The sequence below is a fragment of the Enterobacter sp. SA187 genome (genome assembly GCF_001888805.2).
Classification (GTDB): domain Bacteria; phylum Pseudomonadota; class Gammaproteobacteria; order Enterobacterales; family Enterobacteriaceae; genus Enterobacter_D.
This window is the reverse complement of sequence record NZ_CP019113.1, coordinates 451,327-476,220: the sequence shown is the minus strand read 5'-3', so window position 1 is coordinate 476,220 and position 24,894 is coordinate 451,327. Positions and strand designations below refer to the sequence as shown.

The window sequence follows — 24,894 nt, the reverse complement described above, 5'->3', positions numbered from 1 at the left end:
ATTGATGGCAAGTGTTGGCAAACAGAGTCAAATCAATTGCAAACTTTGGCTAATAGGGAATCATGCAATATGGCTTCTGAAATCGCAATCATCAAAGTGCCTGCACCTATCGTTACTCTGCAGCAATTCGCAGAGCTTGAGGGTGTATCTGAACGTACCGCTTACCGCTGGACAACCGGCGACAACCCTTGTGTACCAATCGAACCCCGCACCATCCGTAAAGGCTGCAAGAAAGCAGGTGGCCCGATTCGCATTTATTACGCACGCTGGAAAGAAGAGCAGTTGCGTAAAGCGTTGGGTCATTCCCGTTTTCAACTCGTCATCGGCGCTTAATTCACTTTATGTGAATTTTAAGGATGCAACATGTTTGATTTTCAGGTTTCCAAACATCCCCACTATGACGAAGCGTGCCGGGCTTTTGCGCAGCGTCACAACATGGCGAAGCTGGCCGAGCGTGCGGGTATGAACGTTCAAACGTTACGTAACAAGCTAAACCCGGAACAGCCGCACCAGTTCACGCCGCCTGAATTGTGGCTACTGACTGACCTGACCGAAGACTCAACTCTCGTTGATGGCTTTCTGGCTCAGATTCATTGCCTGCCATGTGTGCCGGTTAATGAACTGGCTAAAGACAAATTGCAGGCCTATGTCATGCGCGCAATGCGTGAGCTCGGCGAACTGGCGAGCGGCGCGGTATCTGATGAACGTCTGACCTCTGCCCGTAAGCACAACATGATTGAAAGCGTTAATGCTGGCATTCGCATGTTGTCATTGTCGGCACTGGCGCTGCATGCGCGTCTGCAGACTAATCCCGCTATGACAAGCGTGGTCGATACCATGAGCGGTATTGGCGCGTCATTCGGTCTGATTTGAGGTGCTTATGCTGAAAAGTGAACCGTCATTCGCGTCGCTGCTAGTAAAGCAAAGTCACGGCATGCACTACGGTCACGGCTGGATCGCAGGTAAGGACGGCAAGCGCTGGCACCCGAGCCGCTCACAGGCTGATTTACTGGCTGGCCTCTCCACTCAAAAGCAGGGGGAATCATGGCTATCGAAGCTGTTTCCGCGACTGTTCCGCTGAAAGCGGGTGAACGTCTGGCCGGTCTCAATCATGTAGCTGAATTGCGCGCGAGATATTGGGGCGATAGCTGGAAAGAGGTCGAGCGTTTTGTCGATGATATGCGCGATAAACGCGATCCACAATTTGAAGAAAATAATCGGGCGCTGGCCGCTATTTTCTTTCTGGCAAAAATACCGGCGGCTCGTCATGAGCTCGAATTAAGTGAGCTGACTACTGACGAGAAAAAAGCGCTTATTACAGCGATGAATCATTTTCGTGCAGTAGTGAGCTTATTTCCAAAACGGCTAACCATGCCGAATTAATACAAACAGAAATTTAATGGCGTAAACCCGCCGGGCTTCTTATTGCCCGAAATCAGGAGAGTCAATTATGAGTAATACCGAAACCCGTAGTTTTAACACTGATAGTGATGCGCTGGCCGTATTGCTGACCGATGCCAAAAAAGAAGAGCGCAAAGACCGCGCGCTCGCTGTTTCCATCCGCCTTGAGGCGCTGGCTATCCATATCACCAAAGAGGGTATGAGCGGCACCGAAGCCGCTGAACTGCTGCGCCGTGAAGCCACACGCTTTGAGAACGAATCACAGGAGCTGCACTAATGGCCGACGCAATGGATTTAGCACAACTGCGCGAGCAGGAAGACCGAGAACGCCATATCAGCAACGCGCGCAGCCGTATCGCTGCACCTTCCCGTTTTCTTTGCGAGGAATGTGACGCACCAATCCCGGAAGCTCGCCGCATTGCGATTCCGGGTGTGGCCTTTTGCGTGACCTGCCAGCAAATCGCCGAACTCAAATCAAAACACTATAGGGGCGTGTAAATGAGCATTCGAATCGAAATAGGTGATAAATGGATTATTACCAGCGACCAATATCAATTCATCCTGAATGAAAAGAAAGTCGTTAAGTCAGGTAAAAAAGCTGGCGAGGAATGGCTTGATACTATCGGCTATTACCCAAAGATTAACCAACTTATTTCCGGTCTGGTTCATCACCATATTCAAAATGCAACGATTAATTCTATTAGTGAAATGGCTGCGGAAATAGAGAGAGTTGGCGCTATCTGCTCTGCGGAATTTAAGGGGGAAAAATGAGCCAGTCAGCTACTGTAATTTCTGTTTCTGATATTTCGGAGAAGGTCAGGGAAATCGAAATAGCATACCACCGCTATTTGAATTTATTCCGTATACCCGATGACCATAAAATAGTCGTGAATTATTCTGCCGGTAAAGACAGCACTGCGACTCTTGCTGTCGCTAATGCACTGTTCGGAAACCGTGTACAAGCTGTAATGGCGGACACTGATAACGAGCATGAGTTGACTGTTGAATTTGCTCGCAACGTCCATCAGCAAATTGGCTGCAACCCAGTGCAGGTAGTTAAGCGGGTTTACACAGAGGCTGACTTTGCTAAACGCCGTGCATATATGGAGAAAAACTGGCGAAAGCGTCAGGCAATCCGTATGGGAGTGTATCGTGGAATTGTGATGCCGTCCCTTGCTCGCGCGGACACTAAATTCGGTCAGGCGTGGTTACGTACCGCTGAACGGTGGGGAATTGAATTTGAAACACCTCTCGACGCGGCACTTTCAGTTTTACATCCATCAGGAAACAGCTTCTTGGACTGCGCATTGCTTCACGGCAAGTTTCCAATGCTGCGCGACCGTTTCTGCACTGATGAACTGAAAATTCAAATCGCTTATGAAAAAGCAATGCTGCCAATGCTGGACGATGGTGATGTTGTTGTTCAATGGTCTGGTGTGCGAGCCGATGAGTCATCAAAGCGAGCTGGTTATGAGCGTTTCGCTCCCGACCGACGAGACCCAGAATTTTTATATAACTTTCTACCTATCCATCAGTGGACAGCAGCCGATGTTTTTGCGCTGCATAAATATTTTGGTATTAAGCCAAACCCACTATACATGCAGGGAGCTTCGCGTGTTGGCTGCATGAACTGTGTTCTTAGCAATAAAGAAGAAATTGCCGAGACAGCGGCGCGCTGGCCAGAACACATCGAGAAGCACAAGCAATGGGAACTAAAAGTTCGCCTGACCAGCCGCTGGGTACACTGGATGAGTGTTGGAGAAGTTAGCCAGCGCTGGATGAAGCAGTTTGATTTACCTCTTGGCCTCAATGTTCAGATGTTAGGTATTACACCAGAAGTCCAGAACATCGATTGGTCGGGATTCTATGGCCCGCGCGGGGGGCTTAATTCACCTAGCGTTGGCGATGTTGTTGAATGGGCTAAAACTGGCCGCGGCGGAAAGGTTTATGACCTCGTTAAAGCCAGTCTTGATACGGCTACTTGCTCCTCGCGCTACGGCCTGTGCGAATGAGCTCCATTTCTTATGCCTACCCGTGGAACACTCCACGGTCGGCAATAGCCAGCCCATATATTACCTATGAGCAACAGTATCGCCGCGACCGTATGTTCGCGGCTTTGCTGCATGCGAGAAAGGTGCTTTCTCTCCAGCCCGAGTGCGTGCGTTTTGACGTTTATCGCACCGCTGCTGTGCTGGAGCAAAATCATGGCAGTCAACGAGCCAATGCCTTTTTAATCAGCTTCTGCAAAAAGGCATTGCCACGTCTCGAGCTGGTCGCAAAAAAATACGAGTGTGCAGGTATCAAAAGCAACGTATCAGTCGCTGTTTTTGGCGGTCATTTTGATACCGAGCTTATGCAGTATCTGGCGTCACGCATGGTCAATATGGTTGCCAGATATAACCGCCTCCCTGATATGTCGCGCGCCGATATCGACCTTTTGGCCGCTGATATCGCAAATTTCATTCGTGCTGAACTGGCCGACATTGATGACACCGGATTTAGCGAGCTCAAAACGCTGTACACCTGGTACATGCGAGCCGGTTTCATTTCCCTGCAATTCAATGTTACCCCGCCGCATTGGGAGCGGGTGACAAAGAAATATGTCGGTGAGGATGAAATCGCCCCTGCTATCACCCGCATGTTTAATGAGGTTTGGTGGCGTGGCCGCTTGCGACGCATTGCGGCTGCATGGCGCGAACATCTGCAGATCGCAGTCGGCAATGTCAGCAAAAAACGACACGCATATGCGAGTAAAAACTGCGTGACCGACTGGCGCGAGCAGAAGCGCCGCACGCGAGAATTTCTCAAGGGGCTGGATCTCGAAGACGAAGACGGCAACCGCATCAGCCTGATTGAAAAATATGATGGCTCGGTCGCCAACCCTGCGGTACGTCGCTGCGAGCTGATGACCCGCATCCGTGGGTTTGAAAATATCTGCAATGACCTCGGATACGTTGGGGAGTTTTACACCCTGACTGCTCCGTCTAAATATCACGCCACGACTAAAGCGGGATACCGTAACAGCAAATGGAACGGAGCCAGCCCATCGGATACGCAAAGTTATCTAACCGGCCTTTGGGCGCGCATTCGCGCCAAGCTACACCGGGAAGAAATCCGCATCTTCGGCATACGTGTTGCCGAGCCTCATCACGACGGAACGCCGCATTGGCACATGCTTATGTTCATGTTGCCGGAAGACGTCGAGCGCGTGCGCCTCATCATCCGTGATTATGCGTGGGAGGAAGACCTCTACGAACTGAGAAGCGATAAAGCTAAAAAAGCGCGCTTTCATGCCGAGGCCATTGACCCGGAAAAGGGGAGTGCTACCGGCTATGTTGCTAAATACATTTCCAAAAACATCGACGGCTATGCTCTTGATGGTGAAACCGATGACGAAAGCGGCGAGCTGCTGAAAGAGACAGCCCCTGCCGTTTCGGCATGGGCGGCACGCTGGCACATTCGTCAGTTTCAGTTTATCGGCGGTGCGCCAGTGACGGTCTATCGTGAATTGCGCCGCCTCGCTGACACCGAGACCGCACATGGTCTGAGCGTTGAGTTTGCTGCCGTCCATGATGCCGCCGACGCTGGTGACTGGGCTGGTTACGTTAATGCGCAGGGTGGGCCGTTTGTCCGTCGTGCTGATTTGCAGGTGCGCACACTGTATGAACCGCGCGCCGAGTTTAATCAGTATGGCGAGGAAACCGTCTGCATCCGTGGTGTCTACGACTCTATTGTCGGCGCTGGCACCCCGATTTTAACCCGGCTAACGCAGTGGAAAATTGTGCCGAAGCGTGCCGTTGATTTGGCCGTTGACGTTAAGGGCGCTCCTGCGCCCTCTCGGAGTTCTGTCAATAACTGTACGGCAAGCGAAAGCGATCCACCGTTACTGGATTTAACAAAACCGCTGAGTCGGCGTGAAAGACGAGAGCTGACGAACCGACTAAGGAAGCAAAGGCCAGCAATACGGCGAAGATTCTTCCACGGCACGGATGAGCAGAACGCAGCTATAAAGAAAACTATCGATGAGATACATCTGACAACCGGCATTAATATCAGTCGGGGCGAAGCCCTGCACCTGATGGCCGGTGGTAAAAGTTGTCTTGATGGCAAATGGCTACGCGGAACGGGTAAAGGAGAGATTTTTTCCGCAGCACCATCCCATCAGGCTAAAGCTAGGAAAGTTCTCGATCGTGTAGCGGCTTTAGCGGAAATGGCAACGAAAGAGTAAGCGGCAATGTTCATCCATATCATGTACATACAGTATATTCCTATGCGATTTTTTCTTCACAACATTTGTCGATCCGTGGTACTGTATGTTTATACAGTATCTCGTTGTGGAGGTTGTGTGGATAGAGAGTTGATAGAACACGTCATGATCGAACGTGTCGAAATGATTGCGCGTCTGACGGCTGATGGTAGTTGTCAGGAAAGAGATCGTGAAATTGCATTGAATTTAATTGCGGAGATAGCAAGAGGGAACTTGATGAAAAATAATAATTTCTCTGTAGTTTTCGCAGAGCCGCCTGTTGATAAGCCTTTTGCAAGGGAGGGCAAAGTGAAAGTTAATATCACTTTAGATAAAGACCAACAAATCGGCCAGCTGATTTTAGATGCTTTTCAGCGTGAGTAATCCATGCGGATACAATCTGTTTTTCCGTCAACACGTGTTACGGTAAAAAAGGGATCCATAACCGGTATTGAGCTGATGGGTTTCGATACAGATTCTGACCGCGCAGCAGTTGATAGTATTCTTCAGGAGGTATGGGAAGATGAGAGTTAGCGGTGATCTTGTAAGAATTAAGCAATAATAGAAAAAGATTAATATTTATTTTAAAATGAGTCGAGTGAATAACTCATTCGATTTATTTGCAGAGGACAAGCGATTGTTTATTTATATTTCAATCTTTTCTTTTTTAGCTAAATGTAATCTAATTAAAAGCTAATATATTTGATTTAATGTGATTGTTGTGTTTCTTCCTCTCCTGTGGCATAATCGCGCGTATACATCGAAGGAGCGTATGAAAAAAATATGAGAATAAAATCACTGGAAACATACAATTCTCACAGCAAGTTGAGAATAAATAGAATTGAATTCGACTCGTTGACTTTAATGGTTGGCGCATCCGGTGTAGGTAAAACCCAGATACTTCGATCAATTAATAAAATAAAGTCTATTGCGAACGGCGATTCAGTTAGTGGTTTTGAATGGATTGTTGAATTCAATGCTGAAGGAAACGACTATTATTGGTCAGGTGAATTTGAAGCATTAACTGATTATGATGAATTTACTTATGGCATGTTTAATTTTGATGATGATGATAAAATTGAACCAAAGATTCGAGCCGAAGAAGTAAAAATTAACGGGGTGGTTGTAGTATCTAGAAATGGCGATGATATAGTTTATAAAGACAGTAAAACAGTTAAGCTAGCTTCAACAGTTAGTATAGTTCATCACCTTCGCGAAGAAGATGATATTTCAGCCATACATAATTCTTTTTCTCGAGTTGTTGAAGTAGATGCAGATGAATTGCAACGTGTCTTCCCTAGAAAAAATAAAGACATGTCTGAGAGTGAAGATTTGACGATTACTGAAATCAGGGAGAAGTCGTTTTCATTAAGCGCGAAACTTTATTTGTGTCAGGAAAAGCAACCTGAATACTTTCAACAAATAAAAAATTCATTTGTTGAGATTTTTCCATATATTGAAGATGTTAAAGTTGTTAAGGTTGACACCAGCAGTTTTCCGTTCTTTGTGCACTCAGTCTATGCTCTCAAAGTAAAAGAGCGTGGTATTGAAGAATGGATTTCTCATAACTCAATGTCCACTGGTATGCTTAAAACATTAGTTCAATTAGCTTATCTGCATTTAAGCCCTACTGGAACCGTATTCTTAATTGACGAGTTTGAGAATGGTTTTGGTGTTAATTGTATTAATGATATTACTGATGTTTTAATTCATCATGGTAATGATGTGCAATTTATTCTGACTAGCCATCACCCTTATATAATCAACAACATCCCTTTGGGTAATTGGAAGATCGTATCAAGAAAAGCTGGTGTAGTGGATAACTACTCGGCGGATCATTTTAATTTACAAGAATCTAATCACGAAGCATTCACTAAGTTAATTAATTTAAGTGTTTATTTTGATGGTGCTGATAGATGAATTTATATATTTTAGCCGAAGGCAAACAAACTGAAAGACGTCTATATCCAGCATGGATGGACGTCTTGTCTCCGTCTGTAACTAAGGTGGATTATTTGTCGGCCATTGATAATAATAACTATTATTTTATCAGTGGTGAGGGTTACCCTCGGATGCTAGATGTGACCTTGGTTAATGCTCTAAAGGATCTTACTGAAAATAAAAAGATAACCGATTTTTGGGTTGCATTAGATTCTGAAGGCGAAGATGTTGAGTCTAGAGTGAAGTTGGTGATGGAAAAAATAGCTACTTCTGGCATGGATATCTCTCATTGTAACGTTCATGTTATTGTGCAAAACCCTTGCATAGAAACTTGGGGCTTAGGTAATAAAGTTATAATTTCACCCAATAAACTCAATCCAACATTCTTGGGCTTCCTTAATCATTATGATGTTCAATCGAATGATCCTGAGGAAATGCAGAAACCATCTTTCTATGAAGGGTCTATTGCGAAGTACCATGAGAGCTATCTAAAAAGTATGTTGGCGTTAAGGAATGCCACATATACTAAGAAAAACCCTGCTGCACTAATGGAACCCTCGTATCTTCAACAGCTTATCAACAGAGCTTATGAAGATGAGGGGCATATACAGAGCTTTAGGCTTTTTCATACGTTAGCTACGCAGCTCGAAGCCCGGGCACAAGCCATGAATGCTGTAGGTGCGTGAAAATTTATGTATTCGGTTTATCAGCATATTTGTGAATGATGAATTGCATTTAGTTGCATCATTTTGCATTAGTTGCTTAATGCCACCCTAATGGGTCTCATAGCAGATGGCATATGACTTTATTGCTAAGGGGCAATTGCATTAAAACCGACCCATCAAGCGGGCAGGCGTGGCGGGGAAAGCATTGCGCGCCAGCGGTGGTGCGTATATTAAAAAATACTGTCTGAGTGCGTCATGATGGGCTTAACGAGATCGTTTCTGGTTCGTGGGTGGTTCTGTGCGAACGTGGGGCTATGGCTTGTCTGTGGAGCGATGCGAGAGGGTGAGATCAGTAGCACAATTCTACGGTTGCGCTTCCGTTAATATCCTCATCGGCATGTCATGTTCCCCACCAACAGCTGGAGGCTTTAATGGATAACTATCACATTACAAAAGATGGCGATAAGTGGAAGTTTCAAAAGGAAGGAAACGAGCGGCCTAGCAAGACGGCATCTACTAAGGCTGAAATCATGCAGGAAATGCAGGATTACATGTCTGATAAGACTGGCTCAGTGAAAATTCATACAGAAGACGGGAAAATTCAAGAGGAGCGGACTTATCCTCGCAAGGCCGATCCTAAAAAAACTAAAGGCTAATTATATTGAAGCCGCCATCATGGCGGCTTGAGAAAAATTATTCCGGGTTGTCTAGAGTGTACTCTTTGAACCTGATGACCTCCATGCCGAGCCACTCGTTTACCTCCCTGAACCTGTCCTGCAGGGGCGACAGCTCGTTACGAACGAATACCTTTGCCACCTTCTCAACGTCGCCGGTTGAGCCGATATTCTCGGGCTTGCCGCCCATGAGCTGGAACGGTACGCGGTGCGCGTCCATCAGGTCGGCGGCACTGGCCTTCTTGATGTTGAAAAAATCATCCTTTGTGGCGACCTCGCTCAGTGGAACGATTTTGATGCCGTCCGGTTTTCCGCCGGGGGCGTAGAAAAACAGGTTCTTAAAGTTGCCGAGCCCCTTCGAGTTGCGCATCGCCTCGCGCAGCGATTCAACGTCGGTCGCGCTCTGCGCCGGGTCGGTTACGTACATGATGTACCCCGCATGCGCACCGTTCTGGTAATACTTGCGGCGGAACAGCGTTGCGGCTTCATTCAGCCAGGCGGAATTAAGCGCGCTGAGATATTCCGGCAGACCGTAAATTTCCTGATTAATGTCAGGCTCCAGCAGATGAAACACAGTATCAGGCGCGAACTCATGCGGCAGCGTGAAGTTTTCCACAAACCAGAAAATCGAATCATCGACCCCACGTCGGGTGTACTTGGCCGGTGAGGCCAGTAGCTTGATTAGCTGGCCGGTGACGCTGTGGCGCTTCTCAAGAAAGGCGTTGCCAAAGACCAGATAGTCGAGCGCAAAGCGGCTGAAATCCTGACGGGATAATAACGGGTGCGGAATGTAGGTGCTCGCGAGCACGTTGCGCTTAACGTAAATCGGTGAGCTGTGATGCACGGCAGAGCGCAGGCTTTTCGCCAGGCCGGAAAAACTGACCGGCGGCTCGTACCATTTGCCGTTACTGATGCACTCGACATAATCCAGAATATCGCGTTTATCGAGCACCGGCACAGGCTCACCGAAGGTGAATGCCTCCATTTTTTGCGGGGCGCTGGCGGTCAGTTGCTGTGGTGCGCGGGCTTTCTGTGCGGCGGCTTTGCGGGATTTTTGCTTACCCATCAGTTGAACTCCAGAATAGATTTAGGCTGCATGCCGCTACCGGCGGAAAGCGGTTCGTTTAACAGGGCGTGCATGGTCGCCCATGCGATATCGGCGTGACTGGCTTCCTCGGTGCGGCTGGCCTCATAAGTGGCGCTGCGCCCACTGCTGGTCATGGTTTTGCGAATCGACATGAAAGACTGTGTTACGTCGGTAGCCCCGGCGTCGTACTCCAGACAGCCACGGCGAATAGTGTCTTTTGCCTTGAGCACCATCGCGGTTTTCATCTCAGGCGTGTAACGGATGCCTCGTGCCGCCGGGTAGAATGAGCGCACCAACTGGAACACGCCGAGGCCGAGGCCGGTCGCGTCAATGCCGATGTATTCGACGTTATATTTTTCTGTCAGCTTGCGGATCCCTTCTGCCTGAGCGGCAAAATCCATGCCCTTCCACTGGTGGCGCTCCAGCATGCGGAACTTGCCACCCGAGACCACCGGCGGCGCGAGCACGACGCATCCGGCGCTGTCGCCGGTGTGCGACGGGTCGTAGCCAATCCAGACCGGGCGCATGCCAAACGGATGGTCGGCGAAGGGGGCAAAATCATCCCATTGCTCCATCACATCAACCATGCAGCGCTGCAGCTCCTCGAACGGGAATACCGACGCTTTATCGTCGACAAACTCGCACATAAACAGGTTCTTAAAGTCCTCATCACTGTTTTCGCGTTTGAGCTGGTCGAGGTCAAACAGGGTGCAGCCACCGGCAAGCGCATCCTCAATGGTGACAATCTGCCGCCACTGGCCATCGTCGCAGAGCTGGCCACCGGCGAGCGCACTGTGGCTGATGTCGATTTCGATGCGGTCGGCGATACGGCTGCGCCCCTTATTGAACAACTCGCCAGACCAGAAGGGGTAAGCACCGTGCGCCAGTGTGGAGGGTGTTGAAAAGTAGGTTGAGCGCAGGTGCTTCTGCGAGGCCATGCCCGACGCGACTTTGCGCAGCTTCTGAAAATTCGGGATCCAGAATATTTCATCGACATACAGGTCGCCGTTATGGCTCTGCGCGGTGTTCGAATTGGTACCGAGAAAAATCAGCTTTGCGCCGTTATTGCCGATGACAATCGGGTCTCCGGAAAGGTCGACGTCAACCAGTCGCGCAAACTGAATGATGTATTCCCGGAACACGTAAGCCTGCGTTTTACTGGCCGACAGAAAGATTTGGTTATGGCCGGTCTTGAGCGCGCGCAGCAACGCCTCGCGGGAGAAATAGAACGTCGCGCCAATCTGGCGAGATTTGAGAATGTCGCGAATACGGTGCTCCAGCCCCGCGCGGTACCACTGCAACTGGTATTCGAAAGACTGGTCGAAGAATAATTCTTCCAGTCTCTCGATAGCCTCGTCACTGAAAAAATTCTTTTTCGGTTTTTTGCGCTCACCCTTGTTGCGGTTGGCGACGTTGGGGTTTAGGTCGGCCTCGTTGCCGGTCTGGCTGTAGCGATTAACGCGCGCCAGTCGTTCAATCTGGCGACCGAGCAGGTCAATCTCTTTGAAGTCGCCGCCTGACTTTTGCGGCTTGGCGATGAGCTGAATCAGGCGTGCCTCAAGGCTGCTTTCGACGCGGGAAATCGGTGCAATGCCGTCCCAGCCGTCGCGCTGCTTCCAGCTCTGCACGGTCGGGCGCTTGACCTGCAGCATTTCGGCAATCTGTGGTACGGAAAAACCCTGCCAGTAAAGCAGTGATGCCTGCCGTCGCGGGTCATGCAACAAGGTTGTATCGGTGGAAATGGTCATTGATGCCTCGCCGTTGTGGATTCAGGGCAAGGCTACTTAATGGTCGTCAGTGATTCGCTAAGGTGCTGTTGTGCAGGCGGTTATCCAGTCGCCATTGGTGGTCTGGTGTGGTCTGAGTCTGGAAACTGGCGGTGACCAGTAACCACAACCTCAGGATTCCTGACAATGGCAAAAAAAGTCTCAAATTTCTTTCGCATCGGCGTCGAGGGTGATACCTGCGACGGGCGCATTATCAGCGCCAGTGATATTCAGGAAATGGCCGAAACCTACGACCCGCGTGTCTATGGTTGCCGTATCAACCTCGAACATCTTCGCGGCATCCTGCCTGATGGCTTATTCAAGCGTTATGGCGATGTGACCGAACTGAAAGCCGAGAAGATTGACGACGATTCTGCGCTTAACGGCAAATGGGCGTTATTCGCCAAAATCACCCCGACCGATGACCTGATTGCGATGAATAAAGCCGCGCAGAAGGTCTACACCTCTATGGAAATTCAGCCGAATTTTGCCAATACCGGCAAATGCTACCTCGTCGGCCTTGCGGTTACCGATGACCCGGCGAGCCTCGGCACTGAATACCTCGAATTCTGCCGTAACGCGAAGCACAACCCGCTGCAGCGCTTCAAGGCCAATCCTGAAAACGTCTTTTCCGCTGCCACGCTGGCCGAACTGGAATTTGAAGCCGTTCCCGACACGGTGTTCAACAGCTTGGCCGATAAGGTGAAAGCCATTTTCAGCCGTAAGCAGGTCAGCGACGATGCACGCCTGAATGATGTGCATGAAGCGGTGACCACCGTCAGTGAGCATGTGCAGACAAACCTCACCAAACAGGATGAGCGCCTTTCCGCTATGGAAACCGCGTTTGCCACCTTCAGGCAGGAACTGACCGGCAAGATTGAAGAAACCAGCCAGGCATTTTCAACCCTGAAAACCACCCTTGATAAAACCGAAAGTTTCAGCCAGCCGCGACGCACGAAAGCCAGCGGCGGTGGTGGCGACGAGCTGCTGACCGACTGCTGATAAAACGCAGACCAAAACCGGGCGGTAACCCCGCCCGATGCTGTGACTAACCGATTAATTCAAACAGGAAATACTATGCGTCAGGAAACCCGTTTTAAGTTCAATGCTTATCTGACCCAGCTCGCCAAACTGAACGGCATCAGCGTTGATGACGTCAGCAAAAAATTCACCGTCGAGCCGTCTGTCACGCAAACGCTGATGAACACCGTGCAGGCGTCGTCCGCATTTCTGCAGATGATTAACATTTTTCCGGTTGATGAGCTGAAGGGTGAAAAAATCGGTGTGGGTGTAGATGGCACTATTGCCAGCACGACCGACACCTCAGGCGACGATGAGCGTGAAACTGCTGACTTTGTCGCGCTTGAGTCCAATTTGTACGAGTGCAATCAGGTCAACTTTGACTTCCACCTGCGCTACAAAACGCTCGACTTGTGGGCGCGTTTTCAGGACTTTCAGCGCCGCATCCGTGACGCGATTATCCAGCGTCAGGCGCTTGATTTCATCATGGCCGGTTTTAACGGTACTCATCGAGCGCCGACCTCGAATCGGAAAACTAACCCATTGCTGCAGGATGTAGCGGTCGGCTGGCTGCAGAAGTACCGTAACGAAGCCCCGGCGCGTGTGATGAGTAAAATCACCGACGCTGACGGCAAGGTCGTTTCCGATGTGATTCGCGTCGGTAAAAACGGCGATTATGAGAACCTCGACGCGCTGGTAATGGATGCGACAGGCACCCTGATTGATGAGGTTTATCAGGACTCAACTAAACTGGTTGCCATCGTTGGCCGTAAGCTGCTGGCCGATAAATATTTTCCGCTGGTTAACAAGCAACAGGAAAACAGCGAGTCGCTCGCGGCGGATACCATCATCAGCCAGAAACGCATCGGCAACCTGCCTGCCGTGCGTGTGCCGTACTTCCCGGCGAATGCGGTTCTTGTGACCACGCTGGAAAATCTCTCAATCTATTTCATGGATGAGAGCCATCGCCGTTCAATCATCGAAAACCCTAAACGCGATCGCGTGGAAAATTACGAGTCGATGAACATCGACTATGTGATCGAAGCGTATGCCGCCGGGTGTCTGCTGGAAAACATCACCCTGGGCGATTTCACTGCGCCGGAAGCTGAGGCGCAAGCCGCCGAAGCACCGGAAGGCGGAGAGTAAGCCCATGACGAGCCCCGCACAGCGTCACATGATGCGGGTCTCGGCCTCTCAAGCCGCGCAGCGGGAACAAGCCCCGCTGCGCCACGCATCCGCCTACGAGCAGATGCTGGTAAAGCTGGCCGAAGACCGCCGCATGTTAAAAAACATCCGTTCAAACGAGCGCAAAGCCGAGAAAAAGCGCGAGCTGCTGCCGTTCTATGCGCCGTGGGTCGCCGGTGTGCTGGCTGATGGCCGTGGTGCGCAGGATGACATTGTCATGACCGTCATGCTGTGGCGTCTCGATGCCGGTGACATTGCTGGCGCGCTGGAAATCGCCCCCTACGCGCTGAAATACGGCCTCACCTCTGACCATCGCCGCACCACGCCTTACATGCTGGTTGAGGAGGTGGCACTTGCCGCGCAGCGCCTGCGCGATACCGGTGAGCCTGTCGACCTCGCATTACTGCTGACCACCCTCAGCCTGACTGACGGTGCTGACGTTCCCGATATGGTGCGCGCCCGTCTGCACAAGGTGACCGGCCTGACCCTTCGTGATGCAGGTCAGAACGCCGACGCGCTGGCGCAGTTTCAGCGCGCGATGCAGCTCGACCGTAACGCCGGTGTGCGCAAAGAAATTGAGCGGCTGGAACGGGCATTAAAGCCGAAAGCGGAAGCGCTACCCCGTAAAACGACTAAACCGCGCACGCGCAAAACTGCCACCAAACCGGCAGCGAAGCGCGGACGCCCACCAAAGGCGGTAAAAACCGCCGGTTAACTGAACGCTCCCCGAGCCGGGCGGCACGCCGGTCAAAGCGGGTATTAACCCTGACGGCGACCGGCGTCCACCGCCCAACCTAATGAGGTTGTCATGACGACAGTAATACTGAATCAGCCCGACGAACCGCAGGGCGTACCGGGCGTGGTGATTCCCGCACCGGAGACGGGCGACGCAGTGATTAAAAACACGTTCTTTTTTCCTGATGTGGATCCGAAGCGCGTGCGTGAGCTGATGCGCCTTGAGCAGACGGTTTCCGATGCGCGTCTGCGTAACGCCATCAAGATCGGCATGGCGGAAACCAATGCGGAGCTTTACGACTACCGGCTGCACCAGATTGCCGCAGGCTTTAAAGAACTGGCCGACGTGCCTGGCGCCGAGGAAATCGACGGCGAGAATGTGCGAATTTTCCACTACCTGAGCGCCGTGACGGCGATGGCGACCGCCACGCTGTATGAGCGTTATCGCGGGGTTGAGGCCACCGGCAAGGGCGATAAAAAAGCCGACAGCGTCGAAACCACCATTGATGACCTGTGGCGGGATATGCGCTGGTCGGTCGCACGCCTGCAGGATAAGCCGCGCTGCATCGTGGGTCAGCTCTGATGAAAGTCTATGCGATGCAGGGCGACACCCTCGACGCACTTTGCGCCCGCTATTACGGGCGCACTGAGGGAGTGGTCGAGAAGGTGCTGCAGGCTAATCCCGGCCTGTCTGAGCTGGGCGTCATTCTGCCGCATGGCACGGCGATTGACCTACCCGACGTTGAAACATCACCCACGGCGGAGACCCTGAACCTATGGGACTGAGTATGGAAAAAATCACCACGTTTATCGCCTACTGGCTGGCCGTGGGGGTGGCGTATTTCGGGGCAATGTCGCCCGAAAAGCTGGCGCTGTATGTGGGTAGTCTGTGCGCCATTTTTACGGCGGCGGTGAATTTCTGGTACCGGCGCAAAACCTTTCGCTATCTGACCGAAATGGGAATCGACAAAGGGGTGACCCGTGAGCTCAATCGTTAAACGTTGCAGTGTGGCCGCAGTGCTGGCGCTGGCGGCACTGATGCCTGATTTTCGTCTGCTGAATACCTCGCCTGATGGTCTGGCACTGATTGCCGACCTCGAAGGGTGTCGCCTGACACCTTACCAGTGCAGCGCGGGCGTGTGGACATCAGGCATCGGCCACACTGCCGGGGTGGTACCGAAACGCGATATCACCGAGCGCGAAGCGGCGGCAAATCTGGTCGCCGATGTACTGAACACCGAGCGCCGTCTCGCGGTCTGCGTGCCGGTCACCATGCCGAAACAGGTTTACGACGCGCTGGTCAGTTTCTCTTTTAACGTCGGCACAGGCGCGGCCTGTCGCTCGACGCTGGTCTCTTACATCAAGCGTCATCAGTGGTGGCAGGCATGCGACCAGCTTACCCGCTGGGTGTACGTCAACGGGCAGCGTAATACCGGCCTCGAAAATCGCCGTCAGCGTGAGCGCGCTTACTGTCTGCCGGGGGTGAAATGAAAGTTGTAGTCATGCTGCTGGTACTGGCCGTACTCGGCCTGCTGTGGTTGCGTCATGAGAACGGCAATTTATCCCGCTCCTTTGAGACGGCAAACCGGGTCGCGAGCGCACAAAAGACGACGATTGGCATGCTGAAAAATCAGCTCAATGTCGCGGGTACGCTCGCCCGACGTAATGAATCCGCGCAGGTGGCACTGCGTGAACAGCTCGCAAAGGCAAGCGCAGAGGCCAGCCGCCGTGAGCAGACGATAACGAGGTTACTCAATGAAAATGAAGCCTTTCGCCGCTGGTATAACGCTCCTTTGCCTGATGTTGTGCGTCGGGTGCACTTCCGCCCCGCCTGCGCCAGCGCCGGTGATTGTGGTCAGTGGATGCCCGAGGGTGAGCCTTTGCCCGATGCCGGAAAGTGATCCGAAAACTAATGGTGACCTGAGCGCGGATATCCGCCGCCTTGAGGGCGCGCTGACCGCCTGCGCGCTGCAGGTCAAAACCGTCAAACACTGTCAGGATGAACTCGATGCAGAAGCACAAAAGCCTGCGCACAGCACTGATTAACGCCGTGCCGCAGCTCCGAAATAACCCCGAGATGCTGCGCCTTTTTGCTGACAACGGGCATACCGATTCCCGACTGGCGAACTCGCTGTCGTTTGAAAAGGTGTACGTGCTTAACGTGGTGGTTACTGACTTCACCGGCGATCTTGATTTGATATTCGTGCCGGTGCAGGCATGGCTGCGCGAACATCAGCCGGACATTATGACCACCGACGACGGTCGGGAAAAAGGATTCACCTGGATGATTGATGTCAATAACGACGATTCACTCGATATCAGTATCAGCCTGAGGCTCACCGAGCGCACGCTCGTCAAAGAGGTCGATGGCGCGCTGCATGTCAGCTATGCCCCGGAGCCGCCACTGCCTGAGCCGGTGACGCGCCCGGTGGAGTTGTACGTTAATGGCGAACTGGTGAGTAAGTGGGATGAGTGACTTAACCGTCCTGCAGGAACGCCTTGCAGGTCTGATTGCCAGTTTGTCACCGGCGGCGCGGCGACAAATGGCGGCTGAGATTGCGAAAAAGCTGCGCGCCAGCCAACAACAGCGCATTAAGCGTCAACAGGTACCCGACGGCACCCCGTATGCCGCGAGAAAGCGCCAGCCGGTGCGGAGTAAAAAAGGCCGGATTAAGCGCGAAATGTTCGCGAAACTGCGCACCAGTCGCTTTATGAAAGCCAAAGGCAGCGACAATGCGGCGGTGGTTGAGTTTACCGGCAAGGTGCAGCGCATGGCGCGGGTACATCAGTACGGCCTCAAAGACCGGCCAAACCGCAACAGCCGGGATGTGCAGTACGAGGAACGCCCGTTGCTCGGTTTTACACAAGAGGATAATATATTAATTCAGGACGCAATGATTTCCATTTTAGGAAAAGGGTAATATCTATGAATCAGCCTAATACTTTATATAAATATGTAAGGCCGGGGTCTTTAAAGTTAATTCTAGAAAATCAATCGTTGAGATTTCCAACCCCTAAGGAATTTAACGATCCCTTTGATTGTAATTTCCCTAGTTACTTGGGTTCGATTAATATGGAAAAAATATTTATTAAGAGCTTTCCTAGAAGTATGGGGGAGGACAAGAAAAAACTACTAGCACATATTAAAAGAGAAAATGTATTTTCAGGCTTTCACGAAATGATACTTTCTAATATTGAGGATGTTCGCAAAAGTTGGGATGAATACATAGAAAACTACAGAGTATTATGCTTAGCTAAAGAAAAAGATAACATTCTGATGTGGTCGCATTATGCGGTCAACCACTCTGGAACAGTTGTCGGCTTTGATACCTCGGCCGAAAAATTCACATCGGAAGCTCGTCCGGTGAGCTACCCAAATAAAAACAATACTCTAGATGAACAGATGAAAGTTCACCTTGCTGAAGTGTTTAAATACATAATCAATCATAAAGATGGAATTGATGCCGCCTTTAGTGAAGGTAATGCATTCTTAAATCATCCGAATAAGTCACTCCTCCTTGCAAAATATGTCATAAACAAGTTAAGCCCATTTTTCTATGTTAAAAAAACAATATGGGAATATGAAAATGAGTTTAGATTCATTAGGCAAAAAAGGAATCCTGACTCGGAATGGTTGAAATTTGACATCTCCTCAGTAAGTGATGTGACTTTTGGCATTAAAACCTCTGCATCTGAGAAGGAACAAGTCATAGCATTACTCAAAGAATATAAAGCCACGCCCTCAGTTTATCAAGCTGTCAAAAAAAATGCAGAAATGGTGTTTGCACCGATGAGGTTGTAGTTACATAAACAGCATTTTCATAATTAACACCCGTGTTGTGTGATAGTCGATACTATTCTGACTCTTTGCCGTTTATGGATATGAGCGGCATTCTTCACACACTATGAATACTTTAAATAATATCCAAGATCTCGCGCGTGCGATTCGCAACCTCATCCGTTCAGGTGTGGTGACTGAGGTCGATACCGTGCAGGGGCTGTGCCGCGTACAAAGCGGCGGGATCCAAACGACCTGGCTGAACTGGCTGACCACCCGCGCCGGTCGTTCGCGCACATGGTGGGCTCCCTCGGTCGGTGAGCAGGTGCTGCTGCTGGCTATCGGTGGCGAGCTTGATACCGCTTTCGTGCTGCCGGGTATTTTCTCGGACGATAACCCCGCCCCGTCTGCCTCGGCGGATGCGTGGCATGTGGTTTTCCCTGATGGCGCGGTCATTGAGTATGAGCCCAGGGATGGCGCGCTGACGGTAAGCGGCATTAAAACCGCCGATGTGACCGCATCGGAATCCATCACCGCAACCGTGCCGCTGATACTGGTGAAAGCCTCGACCAGTATCACCCTCGACGCGCCGGAAGTGATTTGCACCAACAAGCTGACGACGGCGACGCTTGAGGTGCAGAAGGGCGGGACCATGCGCGGCAACATTGAACATACCGGCGGGAAACTCACCTCTAACGGCGTGCAGGTTGATGACCATGACCACGGTAATGTCCAGAGCGGCGGGAACTGGACTAAGGGGATCCAATGACGGCACGTTATCAGGGCATGAACCGAAATACCGGCATCGGCATCAGCGACACTGAGCACATCAGCCAGAGCATGCGCGACATACTGCTGACGCCGGTCGGCTCGCGGGTGATGCGGCGTGAATATGGCTCGCTCCTGTCTGCGCTGATTGATATGCCGCAAAACCCTGCGCTCAGGCTGCAAATCATGGTGGCGTGCTATTCCGCGATCCAGAAGTGGGAGCCACGCATCAGACTTACATCCATCAGCTTTGAGACCGGCGGCGCTGGCGAGATGTATGTCGATATTACCGGGATGCGTACCGATACCGGTGCGTCAGTTTCAACCACCGTTTCACTGAGTTAAATCACTATGGCAACTGTTGACCTGAGTCAGTTACCTGTTCCCGATGTGGTAGAGGAACTGGATTATGAAACCATCCTTGCGGAACGTATCACGACGCTGATTTCGCTTTATCCGGAAGACCAGCAGGAAGCCATCGCCCGAACACTGACCCTTGAGTCAGAGCCGATTGTTAAGCTGTTGCAGGAGAACGCCTACCGGGAGGTTATCTGGCGGCAACGGGTGAACGAAGCGGCGAAGGCTGTGACGCTCGCCTATTCCACCGGCACCGACCTTGACGTCGTGGCCGGAAACAACAATACCGAACGCCTGACCATCACCCCGGCGGATGACTCCACCATCCCGCCGACACCTGCCGTCATGGAATCAGATACCGACCTGCGTCTGCGCGCGCAACAGGCGTTTGAGGGGCTGAGCGTGGCGGGTCCGGTCGGGGCATATGAATATCACGGGCGCAGCGCTGACGGGCGTGTCGCTGACGTCTCGGTCACAAGCCCGTCGCCAGCCTGCGTGACGATTACCGTGTTATCCCGCGAGGGCGACGGCACCGCCAGCGAAGAGTTACTGACAATAGTTGATAAGGCGCTGAATGCCGAAGATGTTCGCCCGGTAGCTGACCGCGTGACCGTCCAGTCAGCGGAGATTGTGCCCTACCAGATTGATGCGACGCTCTACGTTTACCCAGGCCCCGAATCTGAACCCATCAGACAGGCATCCGAGCAGAAACTGCAGAGTTATATCAGCGCGCAGCACCGCCTCGGGCGTGATATCCGCCTGTCAGCTATTTACGCAGCGCTGCATGTTGAAGGTGTGCAACGGGTCGAACTGGCATCACCGCAGGCCGACATCGTGCTGAGTAAATCGCAGGCGTCAAACTGCACCGAGTACCAGATTGCTATCGGGGGATCGGATGAGTGACCGGCTGTTACCCGCAGGCTCATCACCCCTTGAGGTTGCCGCTGCCGCCGCGCTCGCAGAGATTAAGCGTGTGCCGGTACCGCTTCGCACCCTGTGGAACTGGCGCACCTGCCCGGTAAACCTGCTGCCGTATCTGGCGTGGGCGCTGTCGGTCGACAGGTGGGATGAAAAGTGGCCGGAAGCGACAAAGCGCAGCGTCTGTGCGTCCTCGTTTTATGTCCATCAGCACAAAGGAACCATCAGTGCACTGCGTCGGGTGGTTGAGCCGCTCGGCTTTCTGATTGAGGTGCGCGAGTGGTGGCAGCTCAACGAGGCGCCAGGCACATTCCGTCTTGTTGTCGGCGTGCTCGACAGCGGCATCACTGACGAAATGTATCAGGAGCTTGAGCGCCTGATTGATGACGCGAAACCGGCAAGTCGCCATCTGACCGGGCTGGCTATCAGCCTGAGCTCGACCGGCGAGCTGTATGTCGGCGCGGGATGCTACGACGGCGACGCGCTGACCGTTTACCCCTACACCCCCGAGGAAATTGTCGTCGGTGGTGAATATTACCCGGCCTCGGCCATTCATTTGATTGATAACCTGAGAGTGAACGCATGACCGCAAAATATTTTGCCATTCTGACCAATCAGGGCGCGGCGCGGCTGGCGAACGCGGCGGCACTCGGTACTAAGCTCAACCTGACGCAGATGGCCGTCGGTGATGCGAATGGTACGCTGCCGACCCCTGACCCGGCGCAGACGAAGCTCATTAACCAGAGGCGCATCAGGCCGCTGAACCTGCTGACCGTTGACCCGGACAATAACAGCCAGATTATCGCGGAACAGATTATTCCGGAGAATGAGGGCGGTTTCTGGATCCGCGAGATTGGCCTTTACGATGATGAGGGGATTCTGATTGCCGTGGCAAACTGCCCGGAAACCTATAAGCCGCAGCTCCAGGAGGGAAGCGGCCGCACGCAGACCATTCGCATGATTTTGATTGTGTCGGGCACGTCGGCCATTACTTTAAAAATCGACCCGTCGGTCGTGCTGGCGACGCGAAAATATGTTGACGATAAAGCTATTGAGGTTTCGAGTTACGCCAACGAAATCATGCGACTGCATAAGCAGGACAGCAATCCTCATTCACAGTATGCACCGATTCAAAGCCCGGAATTTACGGGTAAACCTACAGCCCCGACACCGGCAAAAAATTCGAATGACAGGCAACTGGCAACAACTCAATTTGTCAGCACCGCCATCAGTGAACTGGTAAGCAACGCACCGGCGGCACTTGATACGCTCGCAAAGCTCGCGGCTGCGATTGGCAATGATGCGAATTTTTCGAACTCACTGTCGGAAATCATCAAGAACAAACAGAATTACGATAAGACATTAAGTGATTTAGCCGGGAAAACACCTGCTCAAATTCTGTTATATCTTGGCCTGCCTTCGCTTATTACCGGTAATGTCACCGAGTCGCTGAATACGCTGGAAAAAGTGGCAAATGCCATTGATAACGATGCTAATTTTGCAAATTCAATAAAAACCATACTCGGGAATAAACAAAATAAGGACGATACCTTAACAAATCTGTCCGGAAAAACGGCGGCGCAGGTTGCCGTATATATAGGCGCGCTTCGCCAGTCACAAAATCTGGCTGATCTGCCTAACCCTGAAACCGCCAGGACAAATCTTGAGGTGCCTCGCGGTGTGGATGCTCAGATGCCCTTTGCCTGGTGTAAGTTCAACGGCGCATCAGGGCTGATTTATCGTGCGCATAATATTTCAAGCGTCCGGAAAGACGCTACCGGACGCTTTGCTTTCAATTTCACGCGCGCATCCGTGACATCAGATTATGCGGTTATTGGTAGCGCCGTACTGCCCGGCGCACCGGTTGACCAGATTGTCCGTGTATTTGGTGCAACAGACAGGCTGACAACAGGGTTTAACGTTGTCGCGATGGATAACAATACCGACACGTATGCTGATGCAGTAATCGACGTGTGTGTTTTAGGGGGCTGATGATGCAGGCAATTATTTTCGAAAATCAGGGGGCTGCCGGGGTGCTTTTTCCGGCGGCGTGCGGATTGTCCGTCCTTGATATTGGTCGTAAGGATGTGCCTCAGGGGGTCAGCTTCTGGATTGTCAACGCTGAGGATTTACCGGGTGCCGCGCTTGAGGCGTGGGAGCTCAACATCAAAAAAATGGGTGCACCGGCCGGAACAGGCGGGACATATATTGCCGCAGAAGGAGAAATTGATGATAACGGTAAATAAAACCAGCCTGGCTGCAATTGATGCTGAAAAAATCCGGGCGCGTCGTGATGCGCTGCTCCGCGAAAGTGACTGGTCGATGATGCCGGATGCGCCAACGGATAAAAAAGCATGGGCTGCTTACCGGCAGGCATTGCGCGACATACCACTACAAGAAAAATACCCGTCAGTGGTGGCATGGCCGGAACTGCCCGGCGAAGAATAATCAGGCTATACAGGCGGGCTGATGCCCGTCTTTTTTGATTTGTTTATGTGCCATTCGCTATCCATCGCCGACAAATAGCCCCTCACCAGACCAGCCAGGACAATAACACTCGCCCACTAACCACGGAGTTAACCGGATGAGTGATTTTCACCACGGCGTACAGGTGCTTGAGATTAACGACGGCACCCGCGTCATTTCCACTGTTGCGACCGCAGTCGTCGGCATGGTCTGTACGGCCAGCGATGCGGATGCAGCAACATTCCCCCTCAATGAGCCGGTGCTGATTGCCAATGTGCAGAGCGCCATTGCGAAAGCCGGTAAAAAAGGCACGCTGGCCGCATCCCTCCAGGCCATCGCCGACCAGTCAAAACCTGTCACCGTTGTCGTGCGCGTTGCCGAAGGTACCGGAGAAGATGCGGAAGCGCAGACAATTTCCAACATCATCGGCGGCACGGATGAGAACGGTAAATATACCGGTATCAAGGCGCTGTTGACTGCCGAAGCGGTCACCGGCGTTAAGCCGCGCATTCTCGGCGTGCCGGGTCTCGATACGCAGGACGTCGCGACCGCACTTGCATCGGTCTGTATCAGCCTGCGAGCCTTTGGCTACGTCAGCGCATGGGGCTGCAAGACCATTTCTGACGCCATCAAATACCGCGACAATTTCAGCCAGCGCGAGCTGATGGTTATCTGGCCTGACTTCCTTTCGTGGGACACCACCGCGAACGCCACCGCAACGGCCTACGCCACTGCGCGCGCACTCGGTCTGCGTGCTTACATCGACCAGACTGTCGGCTGGCATAAAACCCTGTCGAACGTCGGCGTGCAGGGTGTCACCGGTATCAGTGCCTCAGTGTTCTGGGATTTGCAGGCATCCGGCACCGATGCTGACCTGCTCAACGAGGCCGGGGTGACGACGCTGGTGCGTAAGGATGGTTTCCGCTTCTGGGGTAACCGCACCTGTTCTGATGATCCGCTTTTCCTGTTTGAAAACTACACCCGCACCGCGCAGGTACTGGCCGACGCAATGGCTGAGGCGCACATGTGGGCGGTCGATAAGCCCATCACCGCATCGCTCATCCGCGACATTGTCGACGGCATTAACGCCAAATTCCGCGAGCTGAAATCAAATGGCTACATCGTGGACGGTGAATGCTGGTTTGACGAGGAATCAAACGACAAGGACACCCTCAAGGCCGGGAAACTGTATATCGACTACGACTATACGCCGGTGCCACCACTGGAAAGCCTGACCCTGCGCCAGCGCATCACCGATAAATATCTGGTGAATCTGGCCGAATCGGTCAACAGCTAAGGAGCCTGAAACAACATGGCACTACCCCGCAAACTCAAATATCTGAACATGTTCAATGACGGCCTGAGCTACATGGGTGTTGTTGAATCCGTGACGCTGCCAAAACTGACCCGCAAGCTCGAAAACTATCGCGGCGGTGGCATGAATGGCGCGGCCGCGATTGACCTCGGCCTCGACGACGATGCGTTAACCGTCGAATGGTCTGTTGGCGGTCTGCCTGATGTGGCGCTGTGGGCGCAGTATGCCGCGCCGGGTGCTGATGCCGTGCCGCTGCGTTTTTCTGGCTCTTACCAGCGCGACGACACCGGCGAAATCGTGGCGGTCGAGGTGGTCATGCGTGGCCGTCATAAGGAAATCGATGGCGGAGAGAATAAGCAGGGTGAAAACACCTCGACCAAACTGTCGACCGTGTGCACCTACTACCGCCTCACGATTGATGGCAGCGACATCATCGAAATCGACACCGTCAACATGGTTGAGAAGGTGAACGGCGTCGACCGCCTGGAGCAGCACCGCCGCGCAATCGGGCTGTAATTCCCTGACCGGTCAGCACTGCTGGCCGGTTATTAATCCCATTCAGAGCAGAGAAA

Annotated in this window: 35 protein-coding genes and 1 pseudogene; 34 read left to right on the top strand and 2 right to left on the bottom strand. The window is 52.1% G+C overall.

All coding sequences use genetic code 11. From position 1 onward, the window contains the following. The first annotated feature begins 69 nt into the window (after window positions 1-69). The 13 genes and pseudogenes from BMF08_RS02355 to BMF08_RS02295 all read left to right on the top strand — a co-directional run bounded on the left by BMF08_RS02355 (window position 70) and on the right by BMF08_RS02295 (window position 8,909). Window positions 70-333 (top strand): hypothetical protein, encoded by a 264-nt coding sequence (locus BMF08_RS02355; protein WP_001630878.1) that lies wholly within the window; start codon window positions 70-72, stop codon window positions 331-333. Between the two features lie 30 nt (window positions 334-363). Then, entirely contained in the window at window positions 364-873 is a 510-nt protein-coding gene (locus BMF08_RS02350) for a phage regulatory CII family protein (RefSeq protein ID WP_072569687.1), read from the top strand. Window positions 874-880: 7 nt separating this feature from the next. Further along, a complete protein-coding gene (locus tag BMF08_RS02345) occupies window positions 881-1,081 on the top strand; it encodes a phage filamentation protein Fil family protein (protein ID WP_072569688.1) in 201 nt (66 codons plus the stop codon). Beyond that, the gene (locus BMF08_RS02340; protein ID WP_000963463.1) at window positions 1,045-1,383 is read left to right on the top strand and encodes a DUF5347 domain-containing protein; all 339 of its coding nucleotides are present in this window, start codon (window positions 1,045-1,047) and stop codon (window positions 1,381-1,383) included. The genes BMF08_RS02345 and BMF08_RS02340 overlap by 37 nt, the downstream gene beginning before the upstream one ends. Window positions 1,384-1,450: 67 nt before the next feature. Then, window positions 1,451-1,678, top strand: coding sequence for a DUF2732 domain-containing protein (locus tag BMF08_RS02335; protein ID WP_072569689.1), 228 nt, complete (start codon window positions 1,451-1,453; stop codon window positions 1,676-1,678). Then, on the top strand, window positions 1,678-1,899 hold the full coding sequence (locus BMF08_RS02330; RefSeq protein ID WP_024523572.1) for a TraR/DksA family transcriptional regulator: 222 nt from the start codon (window positions 1,678-1,680) through the stop codon (window positions 1,897-1,899). The genes BMF08_RS02335 and BMF08_RS02330 overlap by 1 nt, the downstream gene beginning before the upstream one ends. Next, window positions 1,900-2,172, top strand: a complete 273-nt coding sequence (locus BMF08_RS02325; RefSeq protein WP_072569690.1) for a DUF5405 family protein — start codon at window positions 1,900-1,902, stop codon at window positions 2,170-2,172. Next, window positions 2,169-3,413, top strand: coding sequence for a phosphoadenosine phosphosulfate reductase family protein (locus tag BMF08_RS02320; RefSeq protein ID WP_072569691.1), 1,245 nt, complete (start codon window positions 2,169-2,171; stop codon window positions 3,411-3,413). The genes BMF08_RS02325 and BMF08_RS02320 overlap by 4 nt, the downstream gene beginning before the upstream one ends. Then, on the top strand, window positions 3,410-5,629 hold the full coding sequence (locus tag BMF08_RS02315) for a replication endonuclease (RefSeq protein ID WP_072569692.1): 2,220 nt from the start codon (window positions 3,410-3,412) through the stop codon (window positions 5,627-5,629). The genes BMF08_RS02320 and BMF08_RS02315 overlap by 4 nt, the downstream gene beginning before the upstream one ends. Before the next feature lie 117 nt (window positions 5,630-5,746). Continuing rightward, a pseudogene (locus tag BMF08_RS02310) lies at window positions 5,747-6,181 on the top strand (DinI-like family protein). 249 nt (window positions 6,182-6,430) lie between these two features. Beyond that, window positions 6,431-7,567, top strand: a complete 1,137-nt coding sequence (locus BMF08_RS02305; protein ID WP_072569693.1) for an AAA family ATPase — start codon at window positions 6,431-6,433, stop codon at window positions 7,565-7,567. Beyond that, entirely contained in the window at window positions 7,564-8,274 is a 711-nt protein-coding gene (locus BMF08_RS02300; RefSeq protein ID WP_072569694.1) for a hypothetical protein, read from the top strand. The genes BMF08_RS02305 and BMF08_RS02300 overlap by 4 nt, the downstream gene beginning before the upstream one ends. 410 nt (window positions 8,275-8,684) lie before the next feature. Continuing rightward, window positions 8,685-8,909, top strand: a complete 225-nt coding sequence (locus BMF08_RS02295; protein WP_072569695.1) for a DUF2188 domain-containing protein — start codon at window positions 8,685-8,687, stop codon at window positions 8,907-8,909. Window positions 8,910-8,946: 37 nt separating this feature from the next. Here BMF08_RS02295 and BMF08_RS02290 read toward each other — a convergent pair whose 3' ends face one another. Both BMF08_RS02290 and BMF08_RS02285 read right to left on the bottom strand, forming a co-directional pair. After that, window positions 8,947-9,993 carry a phage portal protein gene (locus BMF08_RS02290; protein WP_072569696.1) on the bottom strand — a complete coding sequence of 349 codons (1,047 nt, stop codon included), beginning with the start codon at window positions 9,991-9,993 and terminating at the stop codon, window positions 8,947-8,949. Further along, the gene (locus tag BMF08_RS02285; protein ID WP_072569697.1) at window positions 9,993-11,762 is read right to left on the bottom strand and encodes a terminase ATPase subunit family protein; all 1,770 of its coding nucleotides are present in this window, start codon (window positions 11,760-11,762) and stop codon (window positions 9,993-9,995) included. Before BMF08_RS02285 ends, BMF08_RS02290 begins: the two co-directional genes overlap by 1 nt. 165 nt (window positions 11,763-11,927) lie before the next feature. Here BMF08_RS02285 and BMF08_RS02280 point away from each other — a divergent pair, with 165 nt between their 5' ends. The 21 genes from BMF08_RS02280 (at window position 11,928) to BMF08_RS02185 (ending at window position 24,838) form a co-directional block, all read left to right on the top strand. Beyond that, window positions 11,928-12,782, top strand: a complete 855-nt coding sequence (locus tag BMF08_RS02280; RefSeq protein WP_072569698.1) for a GPO family capsid scaffolding protein — start codon at window positions 11,928-11,930, stop codon at window positions 12,780-12,782. Window positions 12,783-12,857: 75 nt separating this feature from the next. Continuing rightward, complete coding sequence (locus tag BMF08_RS02275) at window positions 12,858-13,946, top strand: phage major capsid protein, P2 family (RefSeq protein ID WP_072569699.1); 1,089 nt, start codon at window positions 12,858-12,860, stop codon at window positions 13,944-13,946. Between the two features lie 4 nt (window positions 13,947-13,950). After that, window positions 13,951-14,700: a phage terminase small subunit gene (locus BMF08_RS02270; protein ID WP_072569700.1), complete on the top strand. Its 750-nt coding sequence runs from the start codon at window positions 13,951-13,953 to the stop codon at window positions 14,698-14,700. A gap of 93 nt (window positions 14,701-14,793) precedes the next feature. Beyond that, window positions 14,794-15,303 carry a head completion/stabilization protein gene (locus BMF08_RS02265; protein ID WP_072569701.1) on the top strand — a complete coding sequence of 170 codons (510 nt, stop codon included), beginning with the start codon at window positions 14,794-14,796 and terminating at the stop codon, window positions 15,301-15,303. Then, the gene (locus BMF08_RS02260; RefSeq protein ID WP_072569702.1) at window positions 15,303-15,506 is read left to right on the top strand and encodes a tail protein X; all 204 of its coding nucleotides are present in this window, start codon (window positions 15,303-15,305) and stop codon (window positions 15,504-15,506) included. Before BMF08_RS02265 ends, BMF08_RS02260 begins: the two co-directional genes overlap by 1 nt. Beyond that, a complete protein-coding gene (locus BMF08_RS02255) occupies window positions 15,497-15,718 on the top strand; it encodes an HP1 family phage holin (RefSeq protein ID WP_052921530.1) in 222 nt (73 codons plus the stop codon). Before BMF08_RS02260 ends, BMF08_RS02255 begins: the two co-directional genes overlap by 10 nt. Then, window positions 15,702-16,211, top strand: a complete 510-nt coding sequence (locus BMF08_RS02250) for a lysozyme (protein WP_072569703.1) — start codon at window positions 15,702-15,704, stop codon at window positions 16,209-16,211. The genes BMF08_RS02255 and BMF08_RS02250 overlap by 17 nt, the downstream gene beginning before the upstream one ends. Further along, complete coding sequence (gene lysB / locus BMF08_RS02245) at window positions 16,208-16,621, top strand: Rz-like lysis system protein LysB (RefSeq protein WP_072569704.1); 414 nt, start codon at window positions 16,208-16,210, stop codon at window positions 16,619-16,621. Before BMF08_RS02250 ends, lysB begins: the two co-directional genes overlap by 4 nt. Beyond that, window positions 16,521-16,766: an Rz1-like lysis system protein LysC gene (gene lysC, locus BMF08_RS21305; protein WP_234007207.1), complete on the top strand. Its 246-nt coding sequence runs from the start codon at window positions 16,521-16,523 to the stop codon at window positions 16,764-16,766. The genes lysB and lysC overlap by 101 nt, the downstream gene beginning before the upstream one ends. Further along, window positions 16,729-17,196 carry a phage tail protein gene (locus BMF08_RS02235; protein ID WP_072569705.1) on the top strand — a complete coding sequence of 156 codons (468 nt, stop codon included), beginning with the start codon at window positions 16,729-16,731 and terminating at the stop codon, window positions 17,194-17,196. Before lysC ends, BMF08_RS02235 begins: the two co-directional genes overlap by 38 nt. Further along, window positions 17,189-17,641: a phage virion morphogenesis protein gene (locus BMF08_RS02230; protein ID WP_072569706.1), complete on the top strand. Its 453-nt coding sequence runs from the start codon at window positions 17,189-17,191 to the stop codon at window positions 17,639-17,641. Before BMF08_RS02235 ends, BMF08_RS02230 begins: the two co-directional genes overlap by 8 nt. Before the next feature lie 5 nt (window positions 17,642-17,646). Beyond that, window positions 17,647-18,522, top strand: coding sequence for a DUF2971 domain-containing protein (locus tag BMF08_RS02225; protein ID WP_072569707.1), 876 nt, complete (start codon window positions 17,647-17,649; stop codon window positions 18,520-18,522). Between the two features lie 103 nt (window positions 18,523-18,625). After that, window positions 18,626-19,267 (top strand): phage baseplate assembly protein V, encoded by a 642-nt coding sequence (locus BMF08_RS02220; RefSeq protein ID WP_072569708.1) that lies wholly within the window; start codon window positions 18,626-18,628, stop codon window positions 19,265-19,267. Then, a complete protein-coding gene (locus BMF08_RS02215; protein WP_072569709.1) occupies window positions 19,264-19,611 on the top strand; it encodes a GPW/gp25 family protein in 348 nt (115 codons plus the stop codon). The genes BMF08_RS02220 and BMF08_RS02215 overlap by 4 nt, the downstream gene beginning before the upstream one ends. A gap of 6 nt (window positions 19,612-19,617) precedes the next feature. Continuing rightward, window positions 19,618-20,526, top strand: coding sequence for a baseplate assembly protein (locus tag BMF08_RS02210; protein WP_072569710.1), 909 nt, complete (start codon window positions 19,618-19,620; stop codon window positions 20,524-20,526). Then, window positions 20,519-21,127, top strand: a complete 609-nt coding sequence (locus BMF08_RS02205; protein ID WP_072569711.1) for a phage tail protein I — start codon at window positions 20,519-20,521, stop codon at window positions 21,125-21,127. The genes BMF08_RS02210 and BMF08_RS02205 overlap by 8 nt, the downstream gene beginning before the upstream one ends. Further along, entirely contained in the window at window positions 21,124-22,533 is a 1,410-nt protein-coding gene (locus BMF08_RS02200) for a phage tail protein (RefSeq protein ID WP_083580958.1), read from the top strand. The genes BMF08_RS02205 and BMF08_RS02200 overlap by 4 nt, the downstream gene beginning before the upstream one ends. Continuing rightward, a complete protein-coding gene (locus BMF08_RS21225) occupies window positions 22,533-22,787 on the top strand; it encodes a hypothetical protein (RefSeq protein WP_199775942.1) in 255 nt (84 codons plus the stop codon). Before BMF08_RS02200 ends, BMF08_RS21225 begins: the two co-directional genes overlap by 1 nt. Continuing rightward, window positions 22,771-22,989, top strand: a complete 219-nt coding sequence (locus tag BMF08_RS21220) for a tail fiber assembly protein (protein ID WP_072569713.1) — start codon at window positions 22,771-22,773, stop codon at window positions 22,987-22,989. Before BMF08_RS21225 ends, BMF08_RS21220 begins: the two co-directional genes overlap by 17 nt. 136 nt (window positions 22,990-23,125) lie before the next feature. Then, window positions 23,126-24,304, top strand: coding sequence for a phage tail sheath protein (locus BMF08_RS02190; RefSeq protein WP_072569714.1), 1,179 nt, complete (start codon window positions 23,126-23,128; stop codon window positions 24,302-24,304). A gap of 15 nt (window positions 24,305-24,319) precedes the next feature. Then, the gene (locus BMF08_RS02185; protein ID WP_072569715.1) at window positions 24,320-24,838 is read left to right on the top strand and encodes a phage major tail tube protein; all 519 of its coding nucleotides are present in this window, start codon (window positions 24,320-24,322) and stop codon (window positions 24,836-24,838) included. The last annotated feature ends 56 nt before the right edge of the window (window positions 24,839-24,894 follow it).

What these genes read in the sequence shown, in the direction of transcription:
- BMF08_RS02235 (WP_072569705.1), top strand. Translation starts at nt 16,729, where the DNA reads ATGCAGAAGCACAAAAGCCTGCGCACAGCACTGATTAACGCCGTGCCG.
- lysB (WP_072569704.1), top strand. Translation starts at nt 16,208, where the DNA reads ATGAAAGTTGTAGTCATGCTGCTGGTACTGGCCGTACTCGGCCTGCTG.
- BMF08_RS02260 (WP_072569702.1), top strand. Translation starts at nt 15,303, where the DNA reads ATGAAAGTCTATGCGATGCAGGGCGACACCCTCGACGCACTTTGCGCC.
- BMF08_RS21220 (WP_072569713.1), top strand. Translation starts at nt 22,771, where the DNA reads ATGATAACGGTAAATAAAACCAGCCTGGCTGCAATTGATGCTGAAAAA.
- BMF08_RS02285 (WP_072569697.1), bottom strand. Translation starts at nt 11,762, where the DNA reads ATGACCATTTCCACCGATACAACCTTGTTGCATGACCCGCGACGGCAG.
- BMF08_RS02255 (WP_052921530.1), top strand. Translation starts at nt 15,497, where the DNA reads ATGGGACTGAGTATGGAAAAAATCACCACGTTTATCGCCTACTGGCTG.
- BMF08_RS02330 (WP_024523572.1), top strand. Translation starts at nt 1,678, where the DNA reads ATGGCCGACGCAATGGATTTAGCACAACTGCGCGAGCAGGAAGACCGA.
- BMF08_RS02230 (WP_072569706.1), top strand. Translation starts at nt 17,189, where the DNA reads ATGAGTGACTTAACCGTCCTGCAGGAACGCCTTGCAGGTCTGATTGCC.
- BMF08_RS02275 (WP_072569699.1), top strand. Translation starts at nt 12,858, where the DNA reads ATGCGTCAGGAAACCCGTTTTAAGTTCAATGCTTATCTGACCCAGCTC.
- BMF08_RS02295 (WP_072569695.1), top strand. Translation starts at nt 8,685, where the DNA reads ATGGATAACTATCACATTACAAAAGATGGCGATAAGTGGAAGTTTCAA.
- BMF08_RS02280 (WP_072569698.1), top strand. Translation starts at nt 11,928, where the DNA reads ATGGCAAAAAAAGTCTCAAATTTCTTTCGCATCGGCGTCGAGGGTGAT.
- BMF08_RS02200 (WP_083580958.1), top strand. Translation starts at nt 21,124, where the DNA reads ATGACCGCAAAATATTTTGCCATTCTGACCAATCAGGGCGCGGCGCGG.
- BMF08_RS02325 (WP_072569690.1), top strand. Translation starts at nt 1,900, where the DNA reads ATGAGCATTCGAATCGAAATAGGTGATAAATGGATTATTACCAGCGAC.
- BMF08_RS21225 (WP_199775942.1), top strand. Translation starts at nt 22,533, where the DNA reads ATGATGCAGGCAATTATTTTCGAAAATCAGGGGGCTGCCGGGGTGCTT.
- BMF08_RS02300 (WP_072569694.1), top strand. Translation starts at nt 7,564, where the DNA reads ATGAATTTATATATTTTAGCCGAAGGCAAACAAACTGAAAGACGTCTA.
- BMF08_RS02350 (WP_072569687.1), top strand. Translation starts at nt 364, where the DNA reads ATGTTTGATTTTCAGGTTTCCAAACATCCCCACTATGACGAAGCGTGC.
- BMF08_RS02270 (WP_072569700.1), top strand. Translation starts at nt 13,951, where the DNA reads ATGACGAGCCCCGCACAGCGTCACATGATGCGGGTCTCGGCCTCTCAA.
- BMF08_RS02210 (WP_072569710.1), top strand. Translation starts at nt 19,618, where the DNA reads ATGGCAACTGTTGACCTGAGTCAGTTACCTGTTCCCGATGTGGTAGAG.
- BMF08_RS02185 (WP_072569715.1), top strand. Translation starts at nt 24,320, where the DNA reads ATGGCACTACCCCGCAAACTCAAATATCTGAACATGTTCAATGACGGC.
- lysC (WP_234007207.1), top strand. Translation starts at nt 16,521, where the DNA reads ATGTTGTGCGTCGGGTGCACTTCCGCCCCGCCTGCGCCAGCGCCGGTG.
- BMF08_RS02335 (WP_072569689.1), top strand. Translation starts at nt 1,451, where the DNA reads ATGAGTAATACCGAAACCCGTAGTTTTAACACTGATAGTGATGCGCTG.
- BMF08_RS02205 (WP_072569711.1), top strand. Translation starts at nt 20,519, where the DNA reads ATGAGTGACCGGCTGTTACCCGCAGGCTCATCACCCCTTGAGGTTGCC.
- BMF08_RS02190 (WP_072569714.1), top strand. Translation starts at nt 23,126, where the DNA reads ATGAGTGATTTTCACCACGGCGTACAGGTGCTTGAGATTAACGACGGC.
- BMF08_RS02305 (WP_072569693.1), top strand. Translation starts at nt 6,431, where the DNA reads ATGAGAATAAAATCACTGGAAACATACAATTCTCACAGCAAGTTGAGA.
- BMF08_RS02340 (WP_000963463.1), top strand. Translation starts at nt 1,045, where the DNA reads ATGGCTATCGAAGCTGTTTCCGCGACTGTTCCGCTGAAAGCGGGTGAA.
- BMF08_RS02355 (WP_001630878.1), top strand. Translation starts at nt 70, where the DNA reads ATGGCTTCTGAAATCGCAATCATCAAAGTGCCTGCACCTATCGTTACT.
- BMF08_RS02290 (WP_072569696.1), bottom strand. Translation starts at nt 9,993, where the DNA reads ATGGGTAAGCAAAAATCCCGCAAAGCCGCCGCACAGAAAGCCCGCGCA.
- BMF08_RS02320 (WP_072569691.1), top strand. Translation starts at nt 2,169, where the DNA reads ATGAGCCAGTCAGCTACTGTAATTTCTGTTTCTGATATTTCGGAGAAG.
- BMF08_RS02220 (WP_072569708.1), top strand. Translation starts at nt 18,626, where the DNA reads ATGAATACTTTAAATAATATCCAAGATCTCGCGCGTGCGATTCGCAAC.
- BMF08_RS02345 (WP_072569688.1), top strand. Translation starts at nt 881, where the DNA reads ATGCTGAAAAGTGAACCGTCATTCGCGTCGCTGCTAGTAAAGCAAAGT.
- BMF08_RS02215 (WP_072569709.1), top strand. Translation starts at nt 19,264, where the DNA reads ATGACGGCACGTTATCAGGGCATGAACCGAAATACCGGCATCGGCATC.
- BMF08_RS02225 (WP_072569707.1), top strand. Translation starts at nt 17,647, where the DNA reads ATGAATCAGCCTAATACTTTATATAAATATGTAAGGCCGGGGTCTTTA.
- BMF08_RS02315 (WP_072569692.1), top strand. Translation starts at nt 3,410, where the DNA reads ATGAGCTCCATTTCTTATGCCTACCCGTGGAACACTCCACGGTCGGCA.
- BMF08_RS02265 (WP_072569701.1), top strand. Translation starts at nt 14,794, where the DNA reads ATGACGACAGTAATACTGAATCAGCCCGACGAACCGCAGGGCGTACCG.